This window comes from Haloarchaeobius litoreus (assembly GCF_024495425.1).
Classification (GTDB): Archaea; Halobacteriota; Halobacteria; order Halobacteriales; family Natrialbaceae; genus Haloarchaeobius; species Haloarchaeobius litoreus.
In genome coordinates, this window is record NZ_JANHJR010000001.1 from 235874 (window position 1) to 254717 (window position 18844).

Sequence of the window (18844 nt, forward strand, 5' to 3'; positions counted from 1 at the left end):
CTCCTTCTCGCCGGCCCAGCCGGCACCGTTCGGCGAGTGGAGCGTCTACCTGAGCGCGTTCTCGACGACCGTCTGTACGTACGACGACACGGACGACCTCGCCCCCCTCGTCGGCTACAAGAAGACCAAGTTCAACTGGAAGGAATCCCAGGACCAGCACGTCGAGTACCCCGAGAGCGGCAACGACGACTGGATCGGTGGGCACAACCACGACGAGAACGACGACCTCTTCTGGGAGACGGTCGAGTTCGGCGTGGACACGGCCGAGTACGTCATCAGCCTCGCCGACGAGGTCGTCCCCGACCCGGTCGGGCCGCTCCTCGACACGAAGAACTACATCCAGGAGGTCGTCGAGTTCGCCGACGACATCGGGGGCTGGTGGGACAACTGGAACTCCGCGAGCTACGAGTGGCGCGACCACAACCGCGCGCTCCACACCTCGTTCGTGATGGTCGAGCTCGACCAGCTCGAACCCGGCGCGTCCATCGAGATCGACATGGAGACGTTCGCCAACCAGCGCCGGAACCCGCCGGAGGCCGGCGGCTCCGGCATCGGCTGGCAGCGCCGCTCCAACCTCTCGAACACCCTGACGGCTCCGGACTACGAGTCGCCCGACCCGACGTAGTTCCCACCGTTCGACCCGGCTCGGCCGCGGGCTGCCGGCGACGTGTGGCATCCGGGTCGCCTGTCGCCCGGTTTAACGACACGTCTCACGACGGCCGAACCGCTTTCTTGGTCGGGGCGATTCGTTCGGACGATGACCGGGCCGTTCGGACGCTCGACCACGCGCGTCGCACTCCTCGTCGCCGCGGTCGTGGTCGTCGCCGTCGCAGCGTTCGAGCAGGCCGTCTCGCGGCTCTACCTGCTGAACTTCAGTACGGCCGGCCCCAACGCGTCGGCGGCCCTGGCCGTACTGCTCGTGAGCGCACCCGTCGTCGGCCTCGCGAGCAGTCTCCCCGACCGCGCGCGGACACGTGCGTCGACCGGTGGCGCACTCGCCGTCCCCGTCCTGCTGGCTGTCGCGCTGCTGGGCTCGCCGGTCACCGCCGCCGTCGCGGCCAGCACGGTCGGTGCCGTCACGCTCCTGTTGCTCGTCGCCGTACTCGTCCGCCGGCCTGCTACGGTGACTCCCGGTGCGGCTCTCGGCCTCCTCGCGGTCGTTCTCCACCGGTCGCTGCTCGACGGCACGCCACTCTACGCGACGACGGCGGGGCGCGTGGTGCTGTTCGGCCTCGCCCTCTGCGTCGCCGGCGGCTGGTTCGTCCGGCCCCGACACGAGGACACCCCTCCCTCGTTCGACGCCGACGTGGCGCCGCTCGCGCTGTTCCTGTTCGTCGAGGCGGCGTTCCTCGGGGCACCCGGTGCGGTGGCGACGTGGGGGCTGACCAGTCCGACGACGGCGACGGCTGCCGCGGCTGCCGGGCTCGCGCTCGCGGGGGGTCTCGTCGCGCTCCGCGGCCCGCCGGCCCGCGTGACGCTGCCGGTGCTCGCCGGCGGGCTCGTCCTCGCCGTCGCCGACCTCCTCTGGCTCGGCCTGACGGCGGGAGCCGCGGTCGGCGTCGCCCAGGCCTGTGTCGTCGGGCTGCTCGCGCGGGGTGCGGCCGACGCTCGCTCGTCCTGCTGGCGCTGGGGCCCCGCAGCCATGGGGCAGCTGTTCGCCGTCGTCCTGCTGTTCCTGTTCATCTCGTCACTGAACTGGGCGTACATGCCCGCGCCGCTGGACTCGCTGACGCGCGGCCGGAGCGGGCTGTTCCTCCTCGCGCTCTCTGCAACGGTGCCGGCGGCAGTCGCCCTGACGGCGTGGGGGGCGCGCGCGGCAGCGGCGAACGCCCCCGCTCCAGACAGCGCCGGCACCGACCTCGCGCCCGTCGACGGCGACCGACGGACCGCGCTGCTGGCGGTCGGGGGCGCGCTGGCGGGTGTCGGGTCAGTCGCCCTGCCCGACCGTCGTGGACCGGCCAGCGCCGAGGCCCGCCCGCTGACGGTCGCCACGTACAACGTCCACCAGTTCCTCGCACCCGACGGCGACTACAACCTCGAAGCCGTCGCACGCGTGCTCCGCGAGACCGACGCCGGCATCGTCGGGCTGCAGGAGTCCGAGGGTAACCGGCTGACCTCGGGCACCGTCGACGGCGTGCGCTGGCTGGCCGACGAGCTGGGCTACTACCACGACTACGGCGCGCCGACCAGCGCCGCGAGCTACGGGGTCGCGCTGCTGTCGGCGTGGCCGGTCCGGGATACCGAGGTCGTCTCGCTGCCGACGCACGACTCGCCCCGCCGGCTGTCGATGCGGTCGGTCGTCGAGACGCCGGCCGGCGAGGTGCCCGTCGTCTGCACGCACTTCCAGACCCAGCAGGGCGACGACCCCGACGCGGTCGCGGTCCAGGGCGAGGCGGCGGAACGCGTGGTCGAACTCGCGGGCGACGACCCCAGGACCGTGCTCCTCGGCGACTTCAACGTGACCCCCGGCGACGACCCGGCGTACCGCGTGCTCGCCGACGAGTTTACGGACGCCTGGCCGGCGGCCGCCGCCCGGTCGCCATCCGACGGCGGCACCTATCCCGCCGACGAGCCAGTCGAGCGCATCGACCACGTCTGGACTGGCGACGAGTGGTCGGTCCGGTCAGCGGCGACCCACGGCGGCTGGGACGCGTCCGACCACCGTGCCGTGTCGGCCGTACTTGAAGACCCCGACCAGTCCGTCTGAAGGTTGAGGGGGCTGGCGTGCGAGAGAGTCACTATGCAGATCACGGGCGTCACCCAGCACCACCTCAGCCACCAGCTCGACGGCCACTTCGAGCCGACGTGGATCCCGGGCTACCCGCAGTCCAGCCACGAGGTCGAGCTGTTCGAGGTCGAGACCGACGCGGGAATCACGGGCCTCTGTGCCAGCCCGAGCTTCGCGGGGGGGCTCTCCTACGAGACGCCCCTCTCGCTCTTTCTGACCGGCGAGGAACCGCACGACGTGGACGCCATCCGACGGAAGCTCGAGAGCATCGACCTCATCGGCCCACGGCCCTGGCACCTCGAACTCGCGCTGTGGGACATCATCGGCAAGGACGCCGGGAAACCCGTCTACGAGCTGCTCGGCGGGAGCGGCGACGCCATCCCGTGCTACGCGAGCACCGGCGAGGTGCAGGCGGCAGACGAGCGAATCGAGTACGTGCAGGACCGCGTCGACGAGGGGTTCCAGGCGGTGAAGCTCCGCGTCGCCGAGAAGGAGGACGTCGAGGTCGTGCGCGCCGTCCGCGAGTCGTTCCCGGACCTGCCGCTGATGGTCGACGCGAACAAGGGCTGGGCGGTTCGCGTGATGGCGAACGAGGAGCGCTGGCGCTACAAGGATGCTCTCGAAGTCGCCCGCGAACTGGCGGATATCGGCGGCATCGAGTGGTTCGAGGAGCCGCTGCCGAGGCACGACTACGAGGGCTACGCCCGGCTCCGCGAGGCGACGGACGTCCCCATCGCGGGCGGGGAGTTCAACGACCGCCCTGGCGAGCTGTATCGGTTCCTCGACCACGACGCACTCGACGTGCTCCAGCCCGACGCCGCGCTCGCGACCGGCATCCGGGCGGGCGTGAGCGTCGCCGAGGCCGCCGAGGAACAGGGCGTCGAGTTCGTCCCGCACACGTGGACGAACGGCATCGGCTTCGCGGCGAACCTCCACGTGATGGCCGCCGCGGGCTCGCCGTGGTGCGAGTTCCCCATCGAGCCGCCGTGGACGCCCGAGGTGCGTGACTTCCTCCTCGAAGGGACGTTCCACCACGAGGACGGGTACGTGACGCCCCCGGACGGCCCGGGCCTCGGCGTCGAACTCGACGGAGGTGTCCTCGGATGAGCCTCCCCGACGACGTGCTGACGAAGCACCGCTCGGTCGCCGAGGACGTGGTCGGCGAAGAGACCTACGGCCACCTCATCGGCGGCGAGTGGGTCGAGAGCGACGGCGGTGAGACGCGGACGACACACGACTCGACGACCGGCGAGCCGCTGGCCGAGGTCCAGCAGGGCACGAGAACCGACGTGGACCGCGCCGTCGCGGCGGCCCGGGAGGCGTTCGAGGGTCGCTGGGGCGAGAAGTCGCCACAGCAGCGCGCCGAGCTCCTGCACCAGATCGCCGATGTCGTCGAGGCGGAGAAGACGAGCATCGCCCGACTGGACTCGCTGGAGGTGGGCAAGCCGAACAAGCACTCGCTGCTCGTGGACAACACCATCGTCGTCGACCAGCTCAGGCACTTCGCGAGCCTGGCCCGGACCGCCGACTCGGGCCGCTGCCCGCCGTCGGGCGACGACAAGCACATCTACACGCGCCGGGAGCCCTACGGCGTCGTCGGCTGCATCAGCGCGTGGAACTTCCCGGCGATGTTCGTCGCCTGGAAGCTCGGGCCAGCACTGGCAGCGGGCAACAGCGTCGTCTACAAGCCGTCCTCGCGGGCGGCGCTGTCGACGCTCGAACTCGCCCGCGTCTTCGACCGGGTGCTCCCCGACGGGACGGTCAACGTCGTCACGGGGGCGGGCAGCGTCGTCGGCGACGCCCTCACCGGCCACGAGGACGTGGCGAAGGTCAGCCTGACGGGCTCGACCGGAGCCGGGCAGGCGGCGATGCGGAACGCCGCGAACCGGGTCGCGCCCGTCTCACTCGAACTCGGCGGCAACAACCCGAACATCGTCTTTCCGGATGCGGACATCGACGACGCCGTCGAGGGGGCGCTGGTCGCGATGCTGTTCAACCAGGGCCAGCAGTGCACGGCGGGCTCGCGGCTGTTCGTCCACGAGGACGTGCGCGACGAGTTCTGCGAGACGCTGTACGCGCGGCTGGACCAACTCGGCGTCGGCGACCCGCTCTCGCCGCTGACCGACGTGGGCCCGCTCGTCGACCACGACCACGCGGACGAGGTCCGGGGCTACGTCGAGACCGCCCGGCAGGAGGGCGCGTCGGTGCTGTACGAGGGCGAGATTCCGGATGGGATGCGGGACGCACCGTTCGTCCCACCCACGCTACTCGGCGACGTTGGCGACGACGACACGGTCGCCGTCGAGGAGGTGTTCGGGCCGGTCGCGGCGCTGTTCACGTTCGAGTCCCGCGAGGAAGTGCTCGCCCGGGCGAACGACACCGAGTACGGGCTCGCGGCGGCGGTCTGGACGACCGACCTCGACCGCGCCCACGAGGTCGCGGCCGACCTCGAGGCCGGCACCGTGTGGGTGAACACCTACAACGACCTGTTCGAACCCGCGCCGTACGGCGGCTACAAGCAGTCAGGGCTCGGCCGCGAACTCGCGGCGGAAGCCCTCGACGACTACAGCCAGACGAAGTCGGTGAAGGTGAACCACGGCGACGTGCCGAACCTGGGCTGAGGGGAGCGTTCCGGGAACGCCCTCACGGTCGACACCGGTTCGGCGGATGCGCGACCGCCCGAAAGCGACGCCACCGCCCAATTTTTACATCAATATTCATTACATTTAAGCCGGTCGCTCCCGAACCGGGGACCATGCGCGCAGTCGTATTCCAGGGTGCGGAGGAGCCCATGACAGTCGAGGACGTCGACCGCCCGTCGCCGGGCGACGACGACATCCTCGTCGAGACGGAGGCCTGTGGCATCTGCCGGTCGGACTGGCACGCCTGGCGCGGGGACTGGGAGTGGATCGGCGTGATGCCCCAGCCCGGCCTCGTGTTCGGACACGAACCCGTCGGCACGGTCGTCGAGGTCGGGGACAACGTCGACCGGTTCTCGGTCGGCGACCGGGTCACCAACCCGTTCAACCTCGGCTGTGGCGGCTGTCACCACTGCCGCGACGGCCGCGGGAACATCTGCGAGCGCTCCATCCCGATGGGGTTCGTCCCGTTCCAGACCGGCGCGTTCGCCGAGTACTACTCGGTTCGGAACGCCGATTTCAACGCCGTCTCGCTCCCCGACGAGGTCGACCCGGTCGACGTGGCCGGGCTCGGCTGTCGGTTCGCCACGGCGTTCCACGGGCTCGCCCACCGCGTCGACGTGACGCCCGGCGACTGGGTCGCGGTCCACGGCTGCGGGGGCGTCGGCCTCTCCGCGGTCCACGTCGCCGACGCGCTCGGCGCGAACGTCATCGCGGTCGACCTCTCCGCCGAGAAGCTGGAGCGCGCCCGCGACCTCGGCGCGGACCGCACCGTCGAGGTCGGCGAGGTGGACGACGTGCCACAGGCCGTCAAGAAGTTCACCGAGAGCTCGCGCGGGGCGGACGTGGCGGTGGACGCGCTCGGCATCGCCGAGACCTGCCGGAACGCGATGGACTCGCTGGGGAAGGGCGGCCAGCAGCTCCAGATCGGCATGACCACCAGCGAGGAGGGCGGCGAGGTCTCCCTGCCGGTGGACACGATGGTCACCGACGAGCGGGAGTTCTACGGCACCTACGGCATCCCACCGAACGAGTACGACGAGATATTCCGGATGATGCGGACCGGCAAGCTCGAACCCGGCCGCGTCGTCAGCGAGACCGTCTCGCTGGAGGAGGTTCCGGGCGTCGTCGAGGGGCTGGGCGACTACGAGACGGTCGGCATCCCGGTCTGCGACGGGTTCTGAACGCCGGGCGACGGCTCCGTCGCTTAAAGACACGACTCCGTCCGGGGGAACGGGTAAGGGCGAGCCGTGAGAACGACGCTCCATGGCCATCGCACTACCCAGCGAGGCGGACGAGTGGATCCAGGAGTGGCGAGAGAAGCTGAACGAGTCCGAACGCTACAGCGAGGTCGGCGAGGGCTGGGGCGTCGGCTTCGACGGCTCGTTCCTGTTCGTCATCGAGCCCGACGACACCTACGACGGCGACGCCATCCACCTCTACGTCGACCTGGAGGACGGCGAGTGCACCGCGGCCCGCATGGTCGACGGCGAGGACGCCGTGGACTGGGGGTTCGCGTTCCGCGGGAGCTACACGAACTGGAAGCGGCTCATCCACGGCGAGGCCGACCCCATCGAGGGGATGATGAGCGGCGAGTTCGACCTCGACGGGGACATGCAGAAGGTGCTCCAGTACAGCAACGCGGCGGTCGTGATGACCGAGAACGCCGGCGCGGTCGACACCGAGTTCGAGTACTGACCCCACCCGAACCCTTTCCTGCCGACCCTCCGAACGACCGCACCATGAAGTCCGTGGGGTTGCGTATCGAGCCGGAGGACGGGTCGTTCCCGGGTGTCGATTCGTCGCTGGCGGCGCTGCCGGACGTGCGTCGGGATGGGCTGTCCGTCCTCGACCGGCTGGGTGACGGCACCTACGCCATGCTGTACCGTGTCGTCGGTGGCGACGGCGACCAGCTGCGCGGCGTCCTCGCCGACCACGAGGAGGTGCTCGAGTTCGACGTGGTCGACGCGGGCGACCGACGTCACTACGTCTTCGTGAACGTCCTCGCGCGCGAGTCGGTCGACGCACTGCTCGACGTGGTCGAGGCGCACCGCCTCCTGCTCGACCCGCCGTTCCACGTCACCCCCGACGGGCTGCGCGTCACGGTCTCGGGTGACCCCGAGTCGCTCCGCGAGGCGTTCGCAGACGTCGACGCGCTGGACGTCTCCATCGAAGTCGAGTGGACCGGCGGCTTCCGACCCGAGGAGCCGGCGGCGCTGACCCGGCTCACCGACCGCCAGCGCGAGGCCCTTCGCGTGGCCCACCGGCTCGGCTTCTACGAGACGCCACGCGAGGCCTCCTACGAGGAGATCGGTGCCGAGCTCGACTGTGCGCCCTCGACCGCGAACGAGCTCCTGCGGCGGGCCGAGGCGTGCGTCGTGGACGCGCTGCTCGACGGCTGAGTTCGCCGATTCCGTCGAAGCCCGATAGAGGCATCGAAACTGCTGCTGGCACCTGTTTTAGACACATCTAACTTTGAGTATAGAAAGCAACTATTATAAACTGTGGGCCTACTAATCTACGGTATGGAACGAACTGACGTCCTCACGAGCCCGCCCGGACGGTCGGGAAGTGGGGTTGGAAGGACGAGGGGTGCGCCATGACCTCGATGGGTTACGGAGCGGCGCAGTCACTCACCGCACAGCTGGAACAGGACCTCGCGAGCACCATCGACGTCGCGCCCTCCGTCTCGCGGCGCGCCGTCCTGGGTGGCCTCAGTATCCTCGGGGGAGCGGCGCTCACCGGCGTGGGCGGTGCCCAGAGCGGCGACGGTGGCGGCGGTGGCCACGACCACCCCGACCACGGGAACTTCGGTGCCGTCGGGGAGTACGACAGCGACGAGTTCGACCCCCACGAGTTCCTCACCGAGTTCAACACCGGTGACAACGGGGACGGCGGGGACGCCGACCCCAACGAGGGGGTCTACCAGGAGAACGGTCGGACGGTCCGCGAGTTCACCCTCACGGCCGTCGACACCGAGATAGAGGTCCTGCCGGGAGTCACCTTCCCGGTCTGGACGTACAACGGACAGGTCCCCGGCCCGACGCTCCGCGTCGAAGAGGGTGACCTCGTGCGCGTCAACTTCGTCAACGGGGCCGAGGAGCACGCACACACCATCCACCCCCACCTGAAGAACCTCGACCCCGACATGGACGGCACGCCGACGAACGGGCCGGGCGTCCTCAATCCGGGCGAGTCCTTCACCTACGAGTGGCAGGCCGAGCCGATGGGCACCCACCTCTACCACTGTCACACGATGCCCCTGAAGGCGCACGTCCACCGCGGGCTGTACGGTGCGCTCATCGTCGACCCGAAGCCGGAGCGGGTCCGAGAGAACCCCCGCGACTACGTGAACTACCACGGGCCGATGACCGACGAGCTGGTCTCCGAGCTGGTCGACCGGGCGAGGAGCCGGAACATGATCAGCCACCCCGACTACGCCCCCGAGGGGTTCACCGGCGTCAACGAGATGGTGATGGTGATGAACGGCTTCGACACGAACTTCGACGGCGACAACGAGGTGTACGCCGTCAACACCCGCGGCTTCTGCTACGGCGTCGGCTCGACCGACGGCCGCGGGAACTGGGCGGCCGGCGAGACGAAGCGACCCATCCAGGTGGATAAGAACGAGCTCCAGCGCGTCCACCTCGTCAACATGATCGAGTTCGACGCCATCAACTCGTTCCACACCCACTCGCAGTTCTTCGACTACTACGACGCCGGGACGACGCTGCTCCCGACCCGCTCGAACATCGACACGGTGATGCAGTGCCAGGCGCAGCGCGGGGTGTTCGAGATGGACTACAGCGACCACGACCCGGGGCTCTACATGTTCCACGCGCACCAGTCCGAGTTCGCCGAACTCGGCTGGATGAGCTTCTTCGAGGTGGTCTGAGATGAGCGACGAACCCGAGTCCGACGGCGGTGTGGTGACACACGAGGAGAGTCCCACGGGACCGTTCGGCCTGCCGACGGTCGTTGCCGGCGTCGTCCCCATCGTGATGCTCGCGGTGCTGGTCGGCGTGTTCCTGGTGACGACGCCCCTCGCTGGGCTGCAGAGCGACGGCGAACCGCTGCCGGACGTCTCCATCGACTACACGACGGTCCCCGAGGAGGGGACGCTCGTCGTCCACGTCACGAACAACGGTGCGGCACCCGTCACCATCGACCAGCTACAGATCGACGACGCGTACTGGAACTACGAGATGTCCAGTCCGGGCGACGACAGGACGCTTCAGCCACGTGAGAGCGGGACGATACGCGTCCCGTACCACTGGTCGCCCGGCTTCGACCACCACGTCACCGTGATGACCGCGGGCGGCGCGACGTTCGGGGAGACCATCGTCGCCACCCAGCAGACGCCCGGGTTCGACTTCGACGTCGTCCTCACGCTCGCCGTCGTGGGCCTGTTCGTCGGGGTCATCCCGGTCGCCCTCGGGATGCTCTGGTTCCCCTTCCTGGAGTCCATGAGCGACCGCTGGCTGCACGCCGTCCTCGCGTTCTCGGCGGGCATCCTCGCGTTCCTCGCCGTCGACGCGGGGTTCGAGGCGTTCGAACTCGGCCGCGCCGTGCCGAGTGCGTACATGGGCGAGCTGCTCGTCGTCCTCGGCATCGTCGGCGCGATGCTCCTGCTGCAGGCGGCGATGGACTGGCAGTCCGGCGGCGGTGAGCCGTCCGGGCTCTCGCTGGCCTACGCCGCCGCGCTCGGGATCGGGCTCCACAACCTCGCGGAGGGGCTCGCCATCGGGAGCGCGTTCGCTCTGGGGCGAGCGTCGCTCGGAGCCTTCCTCATCGTCGGGTTCATGATCCACAACGTGACCGAGGGGCCGGTCGTGGTCGCCCCGCTCGCACGGTCCGAGCGGCCCGCACTCTGGCACTTCGGGGCCATCGGCCTCCTCGCGGGTGCACCCGCCATCCTCGGCGGCTGGATCGGGAACCTGTTCTTCTCGCCCCTGCTCGGCGCGCTGTTCCTCGCCATCGGCGTGGGCGCGCTCCTGCAGGTCGTCTTCGACATCGGCGGGATGATCCGCAAGCGCGGTGAGCTCCTGAGCACGACGAACTCCCTCGGGTTCCTCGTCGGCCTCGTCGTGATGTACGCGACCGACTTCTTCATCACGCTGTAGGCGACGGGCGCTCCCGCCGTCGACGCGTCTTCCCAGGCGCGACCATCCTTTATGCACCGAGAGCGCGTTCGTCTAGCCATGTCCGTCAGCTTCGACTTCTCGGGCCGTGTCGCCATCGTGACCGGCGCGTCGGGCGCGCTGGGCAGTGCCGTCGTCGAGGCGTTCCGCGACGCCGGCGCGACAGTCTGTGCCGTGGACGTGGTCGACCCGAGCGACGAGGACGCACAGCTCGACCCCGACGCCGGGACGACGTTCTACCAGGCCGACCTCACCGACGAGGCGGTGGTCGAGGCCCTCGTCGAGCAGGTTCTCGACGACCACGGCCGTCTCGACCACCTCGCGAACATCGCCGGCACGTGGCGCGGCGGCGACCACGTCGAGGAGACCGAGCTCTCGGAGTTCGACCTGCTGTGGAACGTGAACCTGAAGACGGCGTTCCTCGCGACGAAGCACGCCCTGCCGCACCTGCAGGAGTCGGCGGGGTCCATCGTCTCGGTGTCCGCGCGCTCGTCGCTGGAGGGCGGCGAGGGCGACGGCCCGTACCGCATCACGAAGGCGGGCATCCGCCTGCTCACGGAGACCGTCGCCGAGGAGAACCGCGGCACCGTGCGGGCGAACTGCGTGATGCCGTCGGTGCTCGACACGCCGATGAACCGCGAGATGATGGAGCCGAGCGACGACTGGGTCGACCCCGCCGACGCGGCGCAGGTCATGCTGTTCCTCTGCTCCGAGGCGGCGTCGCCGACGAGCGGGGCGGCGGTCCCGGTGTACGGCGAGGCCTGAGCAGCCGGCGACTCACTCCTCGCCGCCGTCGTCCGTGCCCACTCCATCTCCGAGCACGCCCGGAACCCGAACCCGGACCGTCGTCCCGTCCTCTTCGGTCTCGAACGACAGCTCGCCGCCCAGCGCGTCGACGCTCCAGCTGACGAGCCAGAGCCCGAGCCCGCTCCCGTGGTCGAGGGCTGACTCCTCCTCGCGGTGGAGCGCGTCGAGCTCGTGGTCGGGGATGCCGGGGCCGTCGTCGCGGATCTCGAAGACTGCGTCGCGGCCATCACCGGACCCGGCGGCGACGGTCTCGGCGAGTGCCACGGTGACCGCCGGCTCTCCGGGGTCGTGTTCGAGCGCGTTCTCCACGAGGTTCGCGAAGACGGTCCGGAGCAGCTCCCGGTCGGTCCGGAGCGTGAGGTCGCGGGGCACCGAGACGGTCACGGCGTCGCCACCGTTGCCGTCGTCGACCTCGGCGACGACCCCCTCGAGCAGCTCGCGGACGGCAACCGCCTCGACGGTCACGTCCCGGTCCATCGTGCGCTCGATGTCGCGGGCCTTCTCGCCGAGGGCGAGCAGGCCGGCGGTCTCGTCCGCCGCGGTCCCGAGCATCGCCTCCAGCTCCGGGTCGTCCGTTCGTGCGAGCACCTCGCCGAGGTAGCCCTGCACGACGGTCAGGTCGTTCCGGAGGTTGTGCCGGAGGACGCGGTTCAGGACGGCGAGACGCTGCTTGCGGGCGAGTTCGTCGGTCACGTCCTGCAGGACGACGGTATAGCCGAGCGTGGCGTCGCCGGGGCCGGTCAGCGCGGTCACGACGACGGTGAACGTGAGGCGTTCGCCGTCGGCGTACGTGCTCACGCGGCGCTCCCCCGCCGCCTCGGCCGTGGCGTCGATGTCGAGGTGGTCGTCGAGCGGGTCGGTGAGCGCGGCACGCTTGTCGGCCCCGAGCAGCGACTCGGCGGCCGGGTTGAGCGTGACGATGCGGTTGTCGCCATCGACGACGACGACCGGGTTCCCGAGGTCGTCGATGGCGGCGCGTTCGCCCGTCCGGCGCGTCGCGGGGTTGAGCGCGAACATCTCACTGCGGAAGAGGGCGTACATGTCCAGCGCGACGTGGGGGATGAACGCGACGGCGACGAAGTTGAGTTCGGGGTACGGGCCGAGTTCGAGCAGCCACAGGCCCACGGCGACCAGCGGCGGAATGGGCGTGAGCGCGATGGCGATGGCCTGTGTCCGGTAGAGCGGGCCGTAGCTGAGGACGGTGTCGATGAGGAGGAAGATGGCGACGGTCAGCACCGCCGCAAGCAGCACGAACTGGAGGTAGATGGGGAGCCCGATGGCGTAGTCGGCCGACGCGACGCCCTCGGTCGGGACGACGGTGAACGACCGCCAGGCGAGCCCGTGGAGCGGGTTCGTGAGGACGAGCGCGCTGAAGGCCACGGCGTCGGCGACCAGCAGCCCGAACCACGTGCTCCGGAGGGCGTGTCCCCGGCCGGTGTACTCGAACGCGAAGGCGACGTAGCCCACGACGACGACGGCCGCACCGACCCAGAACAGCGACTCCAGCACCTCCCGGGTTACCTGGTCGTAGACGAGCATGGCGACGGCCTGCGAGAAGCAGAGGAGCACCTGGCCCGCGATGACGACGAGGAACGAGCGGCCGCCGGGCTTGTCCGCAAAGCGCAGGACGTAGCCGAAGAAGGCGAGGTTCACCACGCCCGCCAGCAGGGCGAGGGCGGCGGGCCAGGCGAACGTACTCATTCCCCGCAGCTTTCACTTGCATCCACTTGCGGGTTCCGGCCTCGGATGGTGGTGCGGGGCGACGACGGCTGCCTGCGACCGTCGGCAGCAGCGTCGACCGCCAGCGTTTTCGACGGGACGCACCTACCGGACACCGATGCTCGCGTACCACGCCCTGTTCGTCGCGCTCGTCGTCGGGACGGAGCTGTTCTTCGCCGGCCTCTCGATAGTCAACGTCCGGTACGGCGCACGGACGGCCCGCGCTCGCTCGGACTGGATGCGCGAGACGCTCGGCGTCGAGGACGTGGCGTCGGTGCTCGACTACCAGCGCGCCCGCGTCGGCCTCTCGCTGCTGGAGACGGCGACGACGCTGGGGTTCCTGCTGCTCGCGCTCTACTCCGGCGTCGTGACCGACGTGGTCGTCGCCCTGACCGAGACGGGGCTGTCGCCGCTGCTCCAGGGCGTTGCCTTCGTCGTGCTGGCGCTGCTCGCGGCCCGGCTGCTCGGTGTCCCGTTCGACCTCTACAGCACGTTCGTCGTCGAGGAGGCGTTCGACTTCAACAACCAGTCGCCGACGCTCTGGGTGCGGGACTACCTGCTGGGGACCGTCCTGAGTCTCGTCATCGTCGGTGGGCTCGCCGCGGCGGTCCTCTGGTTCGTCGAGAACGTGCAGTACTGGCCGGTCGCCGGCTGGGCGCTCGTCGTCGGCTTCTCCGTGGCGATGTTGGTGCTCAAACCCCGGGTCATCGACCCGCTGTTCAACGAGTTCACGCCCGTGGAGGAGAGCGACCTCCGCGACGCCGTCGACGAGGTGTTCGAGCGCGCGGGGTTCCGCTGCGAGCAGGTGTACGAGATGGACGCCAGCAGGCGGTCGGGCCACTCGAACGCCTACTTCGTCGGCTTCGGGCGCACGAAGCGGGTCGTGCTGTACGACACGCTCGTCGAGTCGATGGAGGTCGACGAGATCCAGGTCGTGCTCGCCCACGAACTGGCCCACTGGAAGCGAAAGCACATCCCGAAGTTCGTCGCGCTCGCGGCGGTCCAGTTCGCCGTCGTCTTCGCCGCGTTGGGCTACCTCGCGGGCCAGCCGTGGGTGTTCGACCTGTTCGGGTTCCCCGCGGAGGCGACGTACGCCGGGCTGTTCGTCGCCGTCCTGCTCGTTGGCCCCGTCCTGCAGCTGAGCGCGCCGCTCCAGAACTACCTCTCGCTGGCCTACGAGCGCGAGGCCGACACCTTCGCCGTCGAGACGATGGGTGCCGACCCGATGGCCAACGCACTGGCCGCGCTCGCCGCCGACAACATGACGAACCCGTTCCCCCACCCGCTGTACGAGACGTTCCACCACGACCACCCACCCATCCCCGAGCGCATCCGGTACGTGCAGGAGATGGGGGAGGAGGCGGCCGAACCGACCGAGGAGACGCCCGGCGACGGGACGCCGTCGGCCTGAGAAGTTTACGTATCTTGTAAACCTCCCGTCTGCATCGTCTTCGGGAGCAGGGCGGGACCGGAGGTCCCGCTAGCAGCCGGCGCGGAGCGCCCGCGACGAAGCGACCGAGGGCTTGCGAGAGCGTGCTCTCGCAGTCGGCAGGGAGGCGTGAGGTGCGGTGCTGTGGGGGCGGGTCTGACAGGGACGTTCTGGCTGTTGCTGTCTCCACCCAGTCCCTTGCTGCGGGTTTTCGAGGCGTTCTCGACCCGCCCGTCCGGACCATGCCACACACATCCAGACACAGTCAGCCCGGGAACCGGCCACTTTAGTAGCTGGCTGACTGAACGTTCATTCAACGATGGGCGACACCAGCCGGTTCGCCGTTGCCGAAGACGACACGCGGGCCGCCATCATGCGGGCCACGTACGACGCCCTGACGAGTCACGGCTACGCGAACCTGACGATCCAGCGGATCGCGGACGAGTTCGAGAAGTCGAAGTCCCTCCTCTACCACCACTACGACGGCAAGGACGACCTCCTCGTGGACTTCCTGCGGTTCATGCTGGAGCACTGGGAGGCGAAGGCCGAGTGCCGCGAAGACCAGGACCCGAGAACGCGTCTCGAAGGGTTGCTCGACCGGGTCGCCGCGGTCGACCTCGACGAGGAGACCGCGGCGTTCACGGCTGCGATGGAGGAACTGCGCGGGCAGGCCCCGCACGACGCGGCCTACCGGGAGCAGTTCACGGAGCACGACCGCGCGCTGCGTGAGCGGTTCGCGACCATCGTCGAGACGGGCATCGACGACGGCGTCTTCCACGAGGCCGACCCCGAGCGCGTCGCCGAGTTCCTGCTGACGACGGTCAACGGGATTCGCATCCAGCGGGTCACCCGGGACGACACCGGCGGCGTGGCGGCGGCGCGGGCCGAACTCGATGAGTACCTCGCCACGCGGCTCTACCGGGGTGAGGCCTGATGGGCATCTTCGACGTGTTCCGCGGGCAGGACGAACTGGACCTCACCTCTGGCGGCATCGGCAAGCCGCTGTTCCTGCTCGCGCTGCCCATCGTCATCACGAACCTGCTCCAGACCGCGTACAACCTCGCGGACACGTTCTGGCTCGCGCAGCTGAACGAGACGGCGGTCGCGGCCATCACGTTCGGCTTCCCGATGGTGTTCCTGCTCATCTCGCTCGGGATGGGCCTCTCGGTGGCGGGCAGCGTCCTCGTCGCCCAGCACACCGGCGCTGATGAGGAGGCCGAGGCCGAGTACGCCGCCTCGCAGACGGTGCTGTTCGCGCTCGTCGCGTCGGCGCTGCTCGGCGTCGTCGGCTACCTCACGGTCGACGAGGTGCTGTGGTTCCTCGGTGCGCGGGGTGACGTGCTCCGGGAGGCGACGAACTACATGGAGGTGATCGCGCTCGGGATGCCGTTCATGTTCGGGTTCTTCGTGTTCATCTCGCTGATGCGGGGCTACGGCGACACGGTGACGCCGATGATCGTCATGTTCGGCACCGTCGTCCTCAACGTCGCCATCGACCCGCTGTTCATCTTCGGGTGGGGTCCCATCCCGGAGGGTCTGGGGGTGCAGGGGGCGGCCATCGCGACGGTCATCTCCCGGGCACTCGCGACCGCGGTGGGGCTCGGCATCCTCTTCCAGGGGAAACGCGGTGTCGAGATACACCTCTCGCAGATGAAGCCGGACCTGCAGTTCTTCCGGAAGATGCTGAACATCGGCCTCCCGGCGTCGGTCGAGAGCACCGGGCGCTCCATCTCGGTGAACCTGATGCTCGTCGTCGTCGCCATCTTCACCGACACGTTCGTCGCTGCCTTCGGCGTCGGCATCCGCATCTTCTCGGTCATCTTCCTGCCCGCCATCGCGGTCGGACAGGGCGTCGAGACGATGGTCGGCCAGAACATCGGGGCGGGCAAGCGCGACCGGGCCGAGCGCACCGCACACACCGCCGCCATCGCGATGTTCGTCATCCTCTCGGCGGTCGCACTGTTCGTGTTCGCGTTCACCGAGCCCATCGTCGCGCCGCTGTCGCCGAACGAGCGGGCGACCGACATCGCCGTCACCTTCCTCCGGGTCGTCGCGCCGACGTTCGGCTTCATCGGGATGATGCGCGCCTACAACGGCACGCTCCGCGGCTCGGGGAAGACGATGCTCTCCGCGGCGGTCTCCATCATGATGCTCGGCGTCATCCGGCTGCCCATCGCGTACGTGCTCTCGCGGTCCATCGAGCCGTTCGCCAGCTGGGCACCGTACGCGACGGGGCAGGCGGGCATCTGGGCCTCGTTCGTCGTCTCGAACGCGGCCGGGGCGCTCATCGCCCTCGCGCTCATCCAGCAGGGCTCCTGGCGGCACGGCGACGTGCGCGGCGGACCATCCCCCGAGGCCAGCGCCACCGACGACTGAGCACCCGACCACCGACCTATGCGAGTTCGTGCATATAACTCTGTTCTGGAACGCCGTTTTGAGCACGAACCCGAGGATTCAAGGGCTCCGTCGGCCAACCCCGACGTAATGACACACGTCATCGACGGCAACGCGGTCGCAGAAACCGTCCGGGACGACGTGCGCGCGGCCATCGACGAACTCGAGGCCGAGGGCGTCACCCCGGGGCTCGCCACGGTGCTGATGGGCGGCGACGACGGCTCGGCGACGTACGTCTCGATGAAACAGCGCGCCTGCGACGAGGTCGGCATCGACGGCACCACCGTCGAGATCGACCCCGACGCACCCGCCGAGGCGCTGTACGAGACCATCGACGAGCTCAACGCCGACCCCGACATCCACGGCATCCTCGTCCAGATGCCGCTGCCCGACCACGTCCCCAAGCGCGAGGTGCTCTCCCGGGTCGACCCGCTGAAGGACGTCGACGGCTTCCACCCCGAGAACGTCGGCCGGATGGTCTCCGGGAACTCGCGGTTCAAACCCTGTACCCCCCACGGCATCCAGAAGCTGCTCGCCTCCGCCGACGTCGACCCCGAGGGCATGGACGCGGTCGTCCTCGGCCGCTCCGAGATCGTCGGCAAGCCGATGGCGAACCTGCTCCTGCAGAAGACCGACGGCGGCAACGCCACGGTGACGGTCTGTCACTCCCGCACGCAGGACCTCGCCGAGAAGACCCGCGCCGCCGATCTCGTCGTCGCCGCCGTCGGCCGTCCCGAGATGCTCACCGGCGACATGCTGAGCGAGGGCGTGGTCGTCATCGACGTCGGCACGAACCGCGTCGACGCGGACAACGAGAAGGGCTACGAGCTCACCGGTGACGTCGACTTCAAGAGCGCCAGGGAGAAGGCCTCGGTCATCTCGCCGTCGCCCGGCGGCGTCGGCCCGATGACCATCACGATGCTGCTGTACAACACGGTGAAGGCCGCCAGCCTCCAGTCCGGCGTCGACGTCGAGCTGTAGCCGGCTTCGACCGACAATCAGGCCCAGCACCTTTCTCGCCAGGGTCGGTAGCCGTCACCATGCCCGACGAACCCCATCCACAGGTGCAGGCACTCCTGACGATGATCGACTCGCTGGACGTGCCGAAGATTCCGGAGATGACGCCGCAGGAGGCCCGCGCGACGATGGACCCGCTGTTCGCCCGGGCCGCCGGAGAAGAGCCGGTCGGCGCGGTCGAGAACCGGACCATCGACGGCCCCGGCGGCGACCTCCCGGTTCGCATCTACCGACCCGAGGGCGAGGGACCCCATCCGACGCTCGTCTTCTTCCACGGCGGCGGCTTCGTCATCGGCACCCTCGACACCCACGACGCGGTCTGTCGCGCACTGACGAACGAGGCCGAGGCCGTCGTCGTCTCCGTGGACTACCGCCTCGCGCCCGAACACCCGTTCCCCGCCGCCGTCGCGGACGCCCACGCCGCAACCGAGTGGGCCAGCGACCACCTGGACGAGCTGGGCGGGAACGAGTTCCTCGCCGTCGCCGGCGACTCCGCGGGAGGCACCCTCGCCGCCGCAACCTGTCTGCTGGCACGCGACCGCGGCCCGGCCATCGACCACCAGTTCCTCGTCTACCCCGCGACAGCGGGTGACGCCGACCCCGAGGCGTTCCCCTCCCGCGCCGAGAACGCCGAGGGCTACTTCCTCGAGACCGCCGAGATGGAGTGGTTCTTCGAGCAGTACATCGACGACGAGTTCGACGCGTACAATCCGCTCGCGTTCCCGCTGCAGGCGCGTGACCTCTCAGGGTTGCCGCCCGCCCTCGTCATCACGGCGGGCTTCGACCCCCTGCGGGACGAGGGCCGGGCGTACGCCGAGCAGCTCGACGAGGCCGGCGTCGACACCACCTACCGCGAGTTCGAGGACATGGTCCACGGCTTCGTCTCCATGCTCGGCGACGTGGGCGTCGACACCGCACGCGTCGGCATCGAGGAGATCGCGGCCGAACTGGACGCCCGGGACGCCTGAGT

At 69.6% G+C, this 18844-nt stretch carries 16 protein-coding genes; 15 read left to right on the plus strand and 1 reads right to left on the minus strand.

The annotated features are described in order from the left end of the window. Window positions 1–253: 253 nt before the first annotated feature. The 10 genes from NOW55_RS01300 (at window position 254) to NOW55_RS01345 (ending at window position 11273) form a co-directional block, all read left to right on the plus strand. Window positions 254–625 (plus strand): hypothetical protein, encoded by a 372-nt coding sequence (locus tag NOW55_RS01300; protein ID WP_256398241.1) that lies wholly within the window; start codon window positions 254–256, stop codon window positions 623–625. A gap of 132 nt (window positions 626–757) precedes the next feature. Next, the gene (locus NOW55_RS01305) at window positions 758–2707 is read left to right on the plus strand and encodes an endonuclease/exonuclease/phosphatase family protein (protein ID WP_256398242.1); all 1950 of its coding nucleotides are present in this window, start codon (window positions 758–760) and stop codon (window positions 2705–2707) included. A gap of 33 nt (window positions 2708–2740) precedes the next feature. Then, window positions 2741–3835: a mandelate racemase/muconate lactonizing enzyme family protein gene (locus NOW55_RS01310; RefSeq protein ID WP_256398243.1), complete on the plus strand. Its 1095-nt coding sequence runs from the start codon at window positions 2741–2743 to the stop codon at window positions 3833–3835. Continuing rightward, window positions 3832–5349: an aldehyde dehydrogenase family protein gene (locus NOW55_RS01315; protein ID WP_256398244.1), complete on the plus strand. Its 1518-nt coding sequence runs from the start codon at window positions 3832–3834 to the stop codon at window positions 5347–5349. The genes NOW55_RS01310 and NOW55_RS01315 overlap by 4 nt, the downstream gene beginning before the upstream one ends. 134 nt (window positions 5350–5483) lie before the next feature. Continuing rightward, complete coding sequence (locus NOW55_RS01320; protein WP_256398245.1) at window positions 5484–6551, plus strand: zinc-dependent alcohol dehydrogenase family protein; 1068 nt, start codon at window positions 5484–5486, stop codon at window positions 6549–6551. Between the two features lie 82 nt (window positions 6552–6633). Next, entirely contained in the window at window positions 6634–7065 is a 432-nt protein-coding gene (locus NOW55_RS01325; RefSeq protein ID WP_256398246.1) for an SCP2 sterol-binding domain-containing protein, read from the plus strand. 44 nt (window positions 7066–7109) lie between these two features. Then, on the plus strand, window positions 7110–7769 hold the full coding sequence (locus tag NOW55_RS01330) for a helix-turn-helix domain-containing protein (protein WP_256398248.1): 660 nt from the start codon (window positions 7110–7112) through the stop codon (window positions 7767–7769). A 197-nt stretch (window positions 7770–7966) separates the two neighbouring features. After that, window positions 7967–9262 (plus strand): multicopper oxidase domain-containing protein, encoded by a 1296-nt coding sequence (locus NOW55_RS01335; RefSeq protein ID WP_256398249.1) that lies wholly within the window; start codon window positions 7967–7969, stop codon window positions 9260–9262. A 1-nt stretch (window position 9263) separates the two neighbouring features. Continuing rightward, on the plus strand, window positions 9264–10490 hold the full coding sequence (locus NOW55_RS01340; RefSeq protein WP_256398250.1) for a ZIP family metal transporter: 1227 nt from the start codon (window positions 9264–9266) through the stop codon (window positions 10488–10490). A 78-nt stretch (window positions 10491–10568) separates the two neighbouring features. After that, window positions 10569–11273 carry an SDR family oxidoreductase gene (locus tag NOW55_RS01345; RefSeq protein ID WP_256398251.1) on the plus strand — a complete coding sequence of 235 codons (705 nt, stop codon included), beginning with the start codon at window positions 10569–10571 and terminating at the stop codon, window positions 11271–11273. A 12-nt stretch (window positions 11274–11285) separates the two neighbouring features. On the opposite strand, the gene NOW55_RS01350 is transcribed toward NOW55_RS01345, so the two are convergent. Beyond that, window positions 11286–13016, minus strand: a complete 1731-nt coding sequence (locus tag NOW55_RS01350; RefSeq protein ID WP_256398252.1) for a histidine kinase N-terminal 7TM domain-containing protein — start codon at window positions 13014–13016, stop codon at window positions 11286–11288. A 136-nt stretch (window positions 13017–13152) separates the two neighbouring features. On the opposite strand from NOW55_RS01350, the gene NOW55_RS01355 reads away from it, so the two are divergent. From NOW55_RS01355 to lipP1, 5 genes are all read left to right on the plus strand, one after another. Further along, window positions 13153–14445 (plus strand): M48 family metallopeptidase, encoded by a 1293-nt coding sequence (locus NOW55_RS01355; protein ID WP_256398253.1) that lies wholly within the window; start codon window positions 13153–13155, stop codon window positions 14443–14445. A gap of 337 nt (window positions 14446–14782) precedes the next feature. Further along, entirely contained in the window at window positions 14783–15397 is a 615-nt protein-coding gene (locus NOW55_RS01360) for a TetR/AcrR family transcriptional regulator (protein ID WP_256398254.1), read from the plus strand. Next, window positions 15397–16839 (plus strand): MATE family efflux transporter, encoded by a 1443-nt coding sequence (locus NOW55_RS01365; protein ID WP_256398255.1) that lies wholly within the window; start codon window positions 15397–15399, stop codon window positions 16837–16839. Before NOW55_RS01360 ends, NOW55_RS01365 begins: the two co-directional genes overlap by 1 nt. Window positions 16840–16947: 108 nt before the next feature. Then, window positions 16948–17838, plus strand: coding sequence for a tetrahydrofolate dehydrogenase/cyclohydrolase catalytic domain-containing protein (locus tag NOW55_RS01370; RefSeq protein ID WP_256398256.1), 891 nt, complete (start codon window positions 16948–16950; stop codon window positions 17836–17838). Window positions 17839–17897: 59 nt separating this feature from the next. Next, window positions 17898–18842, plus strand: coding sequence for a LipP1 family hormone-sensitive lipase (gene lipP1, locus NOW55_RS01375; protein WP_256398257.1), 945 nt, complete (start codon window positions 17898–17900; stop codon window positions 18840–18842). Window positions 18843–18844: the final 2 nt, after the last annotated feature.

Bases quoted from the DNA above. Each gene is read 5' to 3' on its own strand.
- NOW55_RS01335 (WP_256398249.1), top strand. From the start codon at position 7,967: ATGACCTCGATGGGTTACGGAGCGGCGCAGTCACTCACCGCACAGCTG.
- NOW55_RS01370 (WP_256398256.1), top strand. From the start codon at position 16,948: ATGACACACGTCATCGACGGCAACGCGGTCGCAGAAACCGTCCGGGAC.
- NOW55_RS01305 (WP_256398242.1), top strand. From the start codon at position 758: ATGACCGGGCCGTTCGGACGCTCGACCACGCGCGTCGCACTCCTCGTC.
- NOW55_RS01355 (WP_256398253.1), top strand. From the start codon at position 13,153: ATGCTCGCGTACCACGCCCTGTTCGTCGCGCTCGTCGTCGGGACGGAG.
- NOW55_RS01310 (WP_256398243.1), top strand. From the start codon at position 2,741: ATGCAGATCACGGGCGTCACCCAGCACCACCTCAGCCACCAGCTCGAC.
- NOW55_RS01320 (WP_256398245.1), top strand. From the start codon at position 5,484: ATGCGCGCAGTCGTATTCCAGGGTGCGGAGGAGCCCATGACAGTCGAG.
- NOW55_RS01360 (WP_256398254.1), top strand. From the start codon at position 14,783: ATGGGCGACACCAGCCGGTTCGCCGTTGCCGAAGACGACACGCGGGCC.
- NOW55_RS01340 (WP_256398250.1), top strand. From the start codon at position 9,264: ATGAGCGACGAACCCGAGTCCGACGGCGGTGTGGTGACACACGAGGAG.
- NOW55_RS01345 (WP_256398251.1), top strand. From the start codon at position 10,569: ATGTCCGTCAGCTTCGACTTCTCGGGCCGTGTCGCCATCGTGACCGGC.
- NOW55_RS01325 (WP_256398246.1), top strand. From the start codon at position 6,634: ATGGCCATCGCACTACCCAGCGAGGCGGACGAGTGGATCCAGGAGTGG.
- NOW55_RS01365 (WP_256398255.1), top strand. From the start codon at position 15,397: ATGGGCATCTTCGACGTGTTCCGCGGGCAGGACGAACTGGACCTCACC.
- lipP1 (WP_256398257.1), top strand. From the start codon at position 17,898: ATGCCCGACGAACCCCATCCACAGGTGCAGGCACTCCTGACGATGATC.
- NOW55_RS01330 (WP_256398248.1), top strand. From the start codon at position 7,110: ATGAAGTCCGTGGGGTTGCGTATCGAGCCGGAGGACGGGTCGTTCCCG.
- NOW55_RS01350 (WP_256398252.1), bottom strand. From the start codon at position 13,016: ATGAGTACGTTCGCCTGGCCCGCCGCCCTCGCCCTGCTGGCGGGCGTG.
- NOW55_RS01315 (WP_256398244.1), top strand. From the start codon at position 3,832: ATGAGCCTCCCCGACGACGTGCTGACGAAGCACCGCTCGGTCGCCGAG.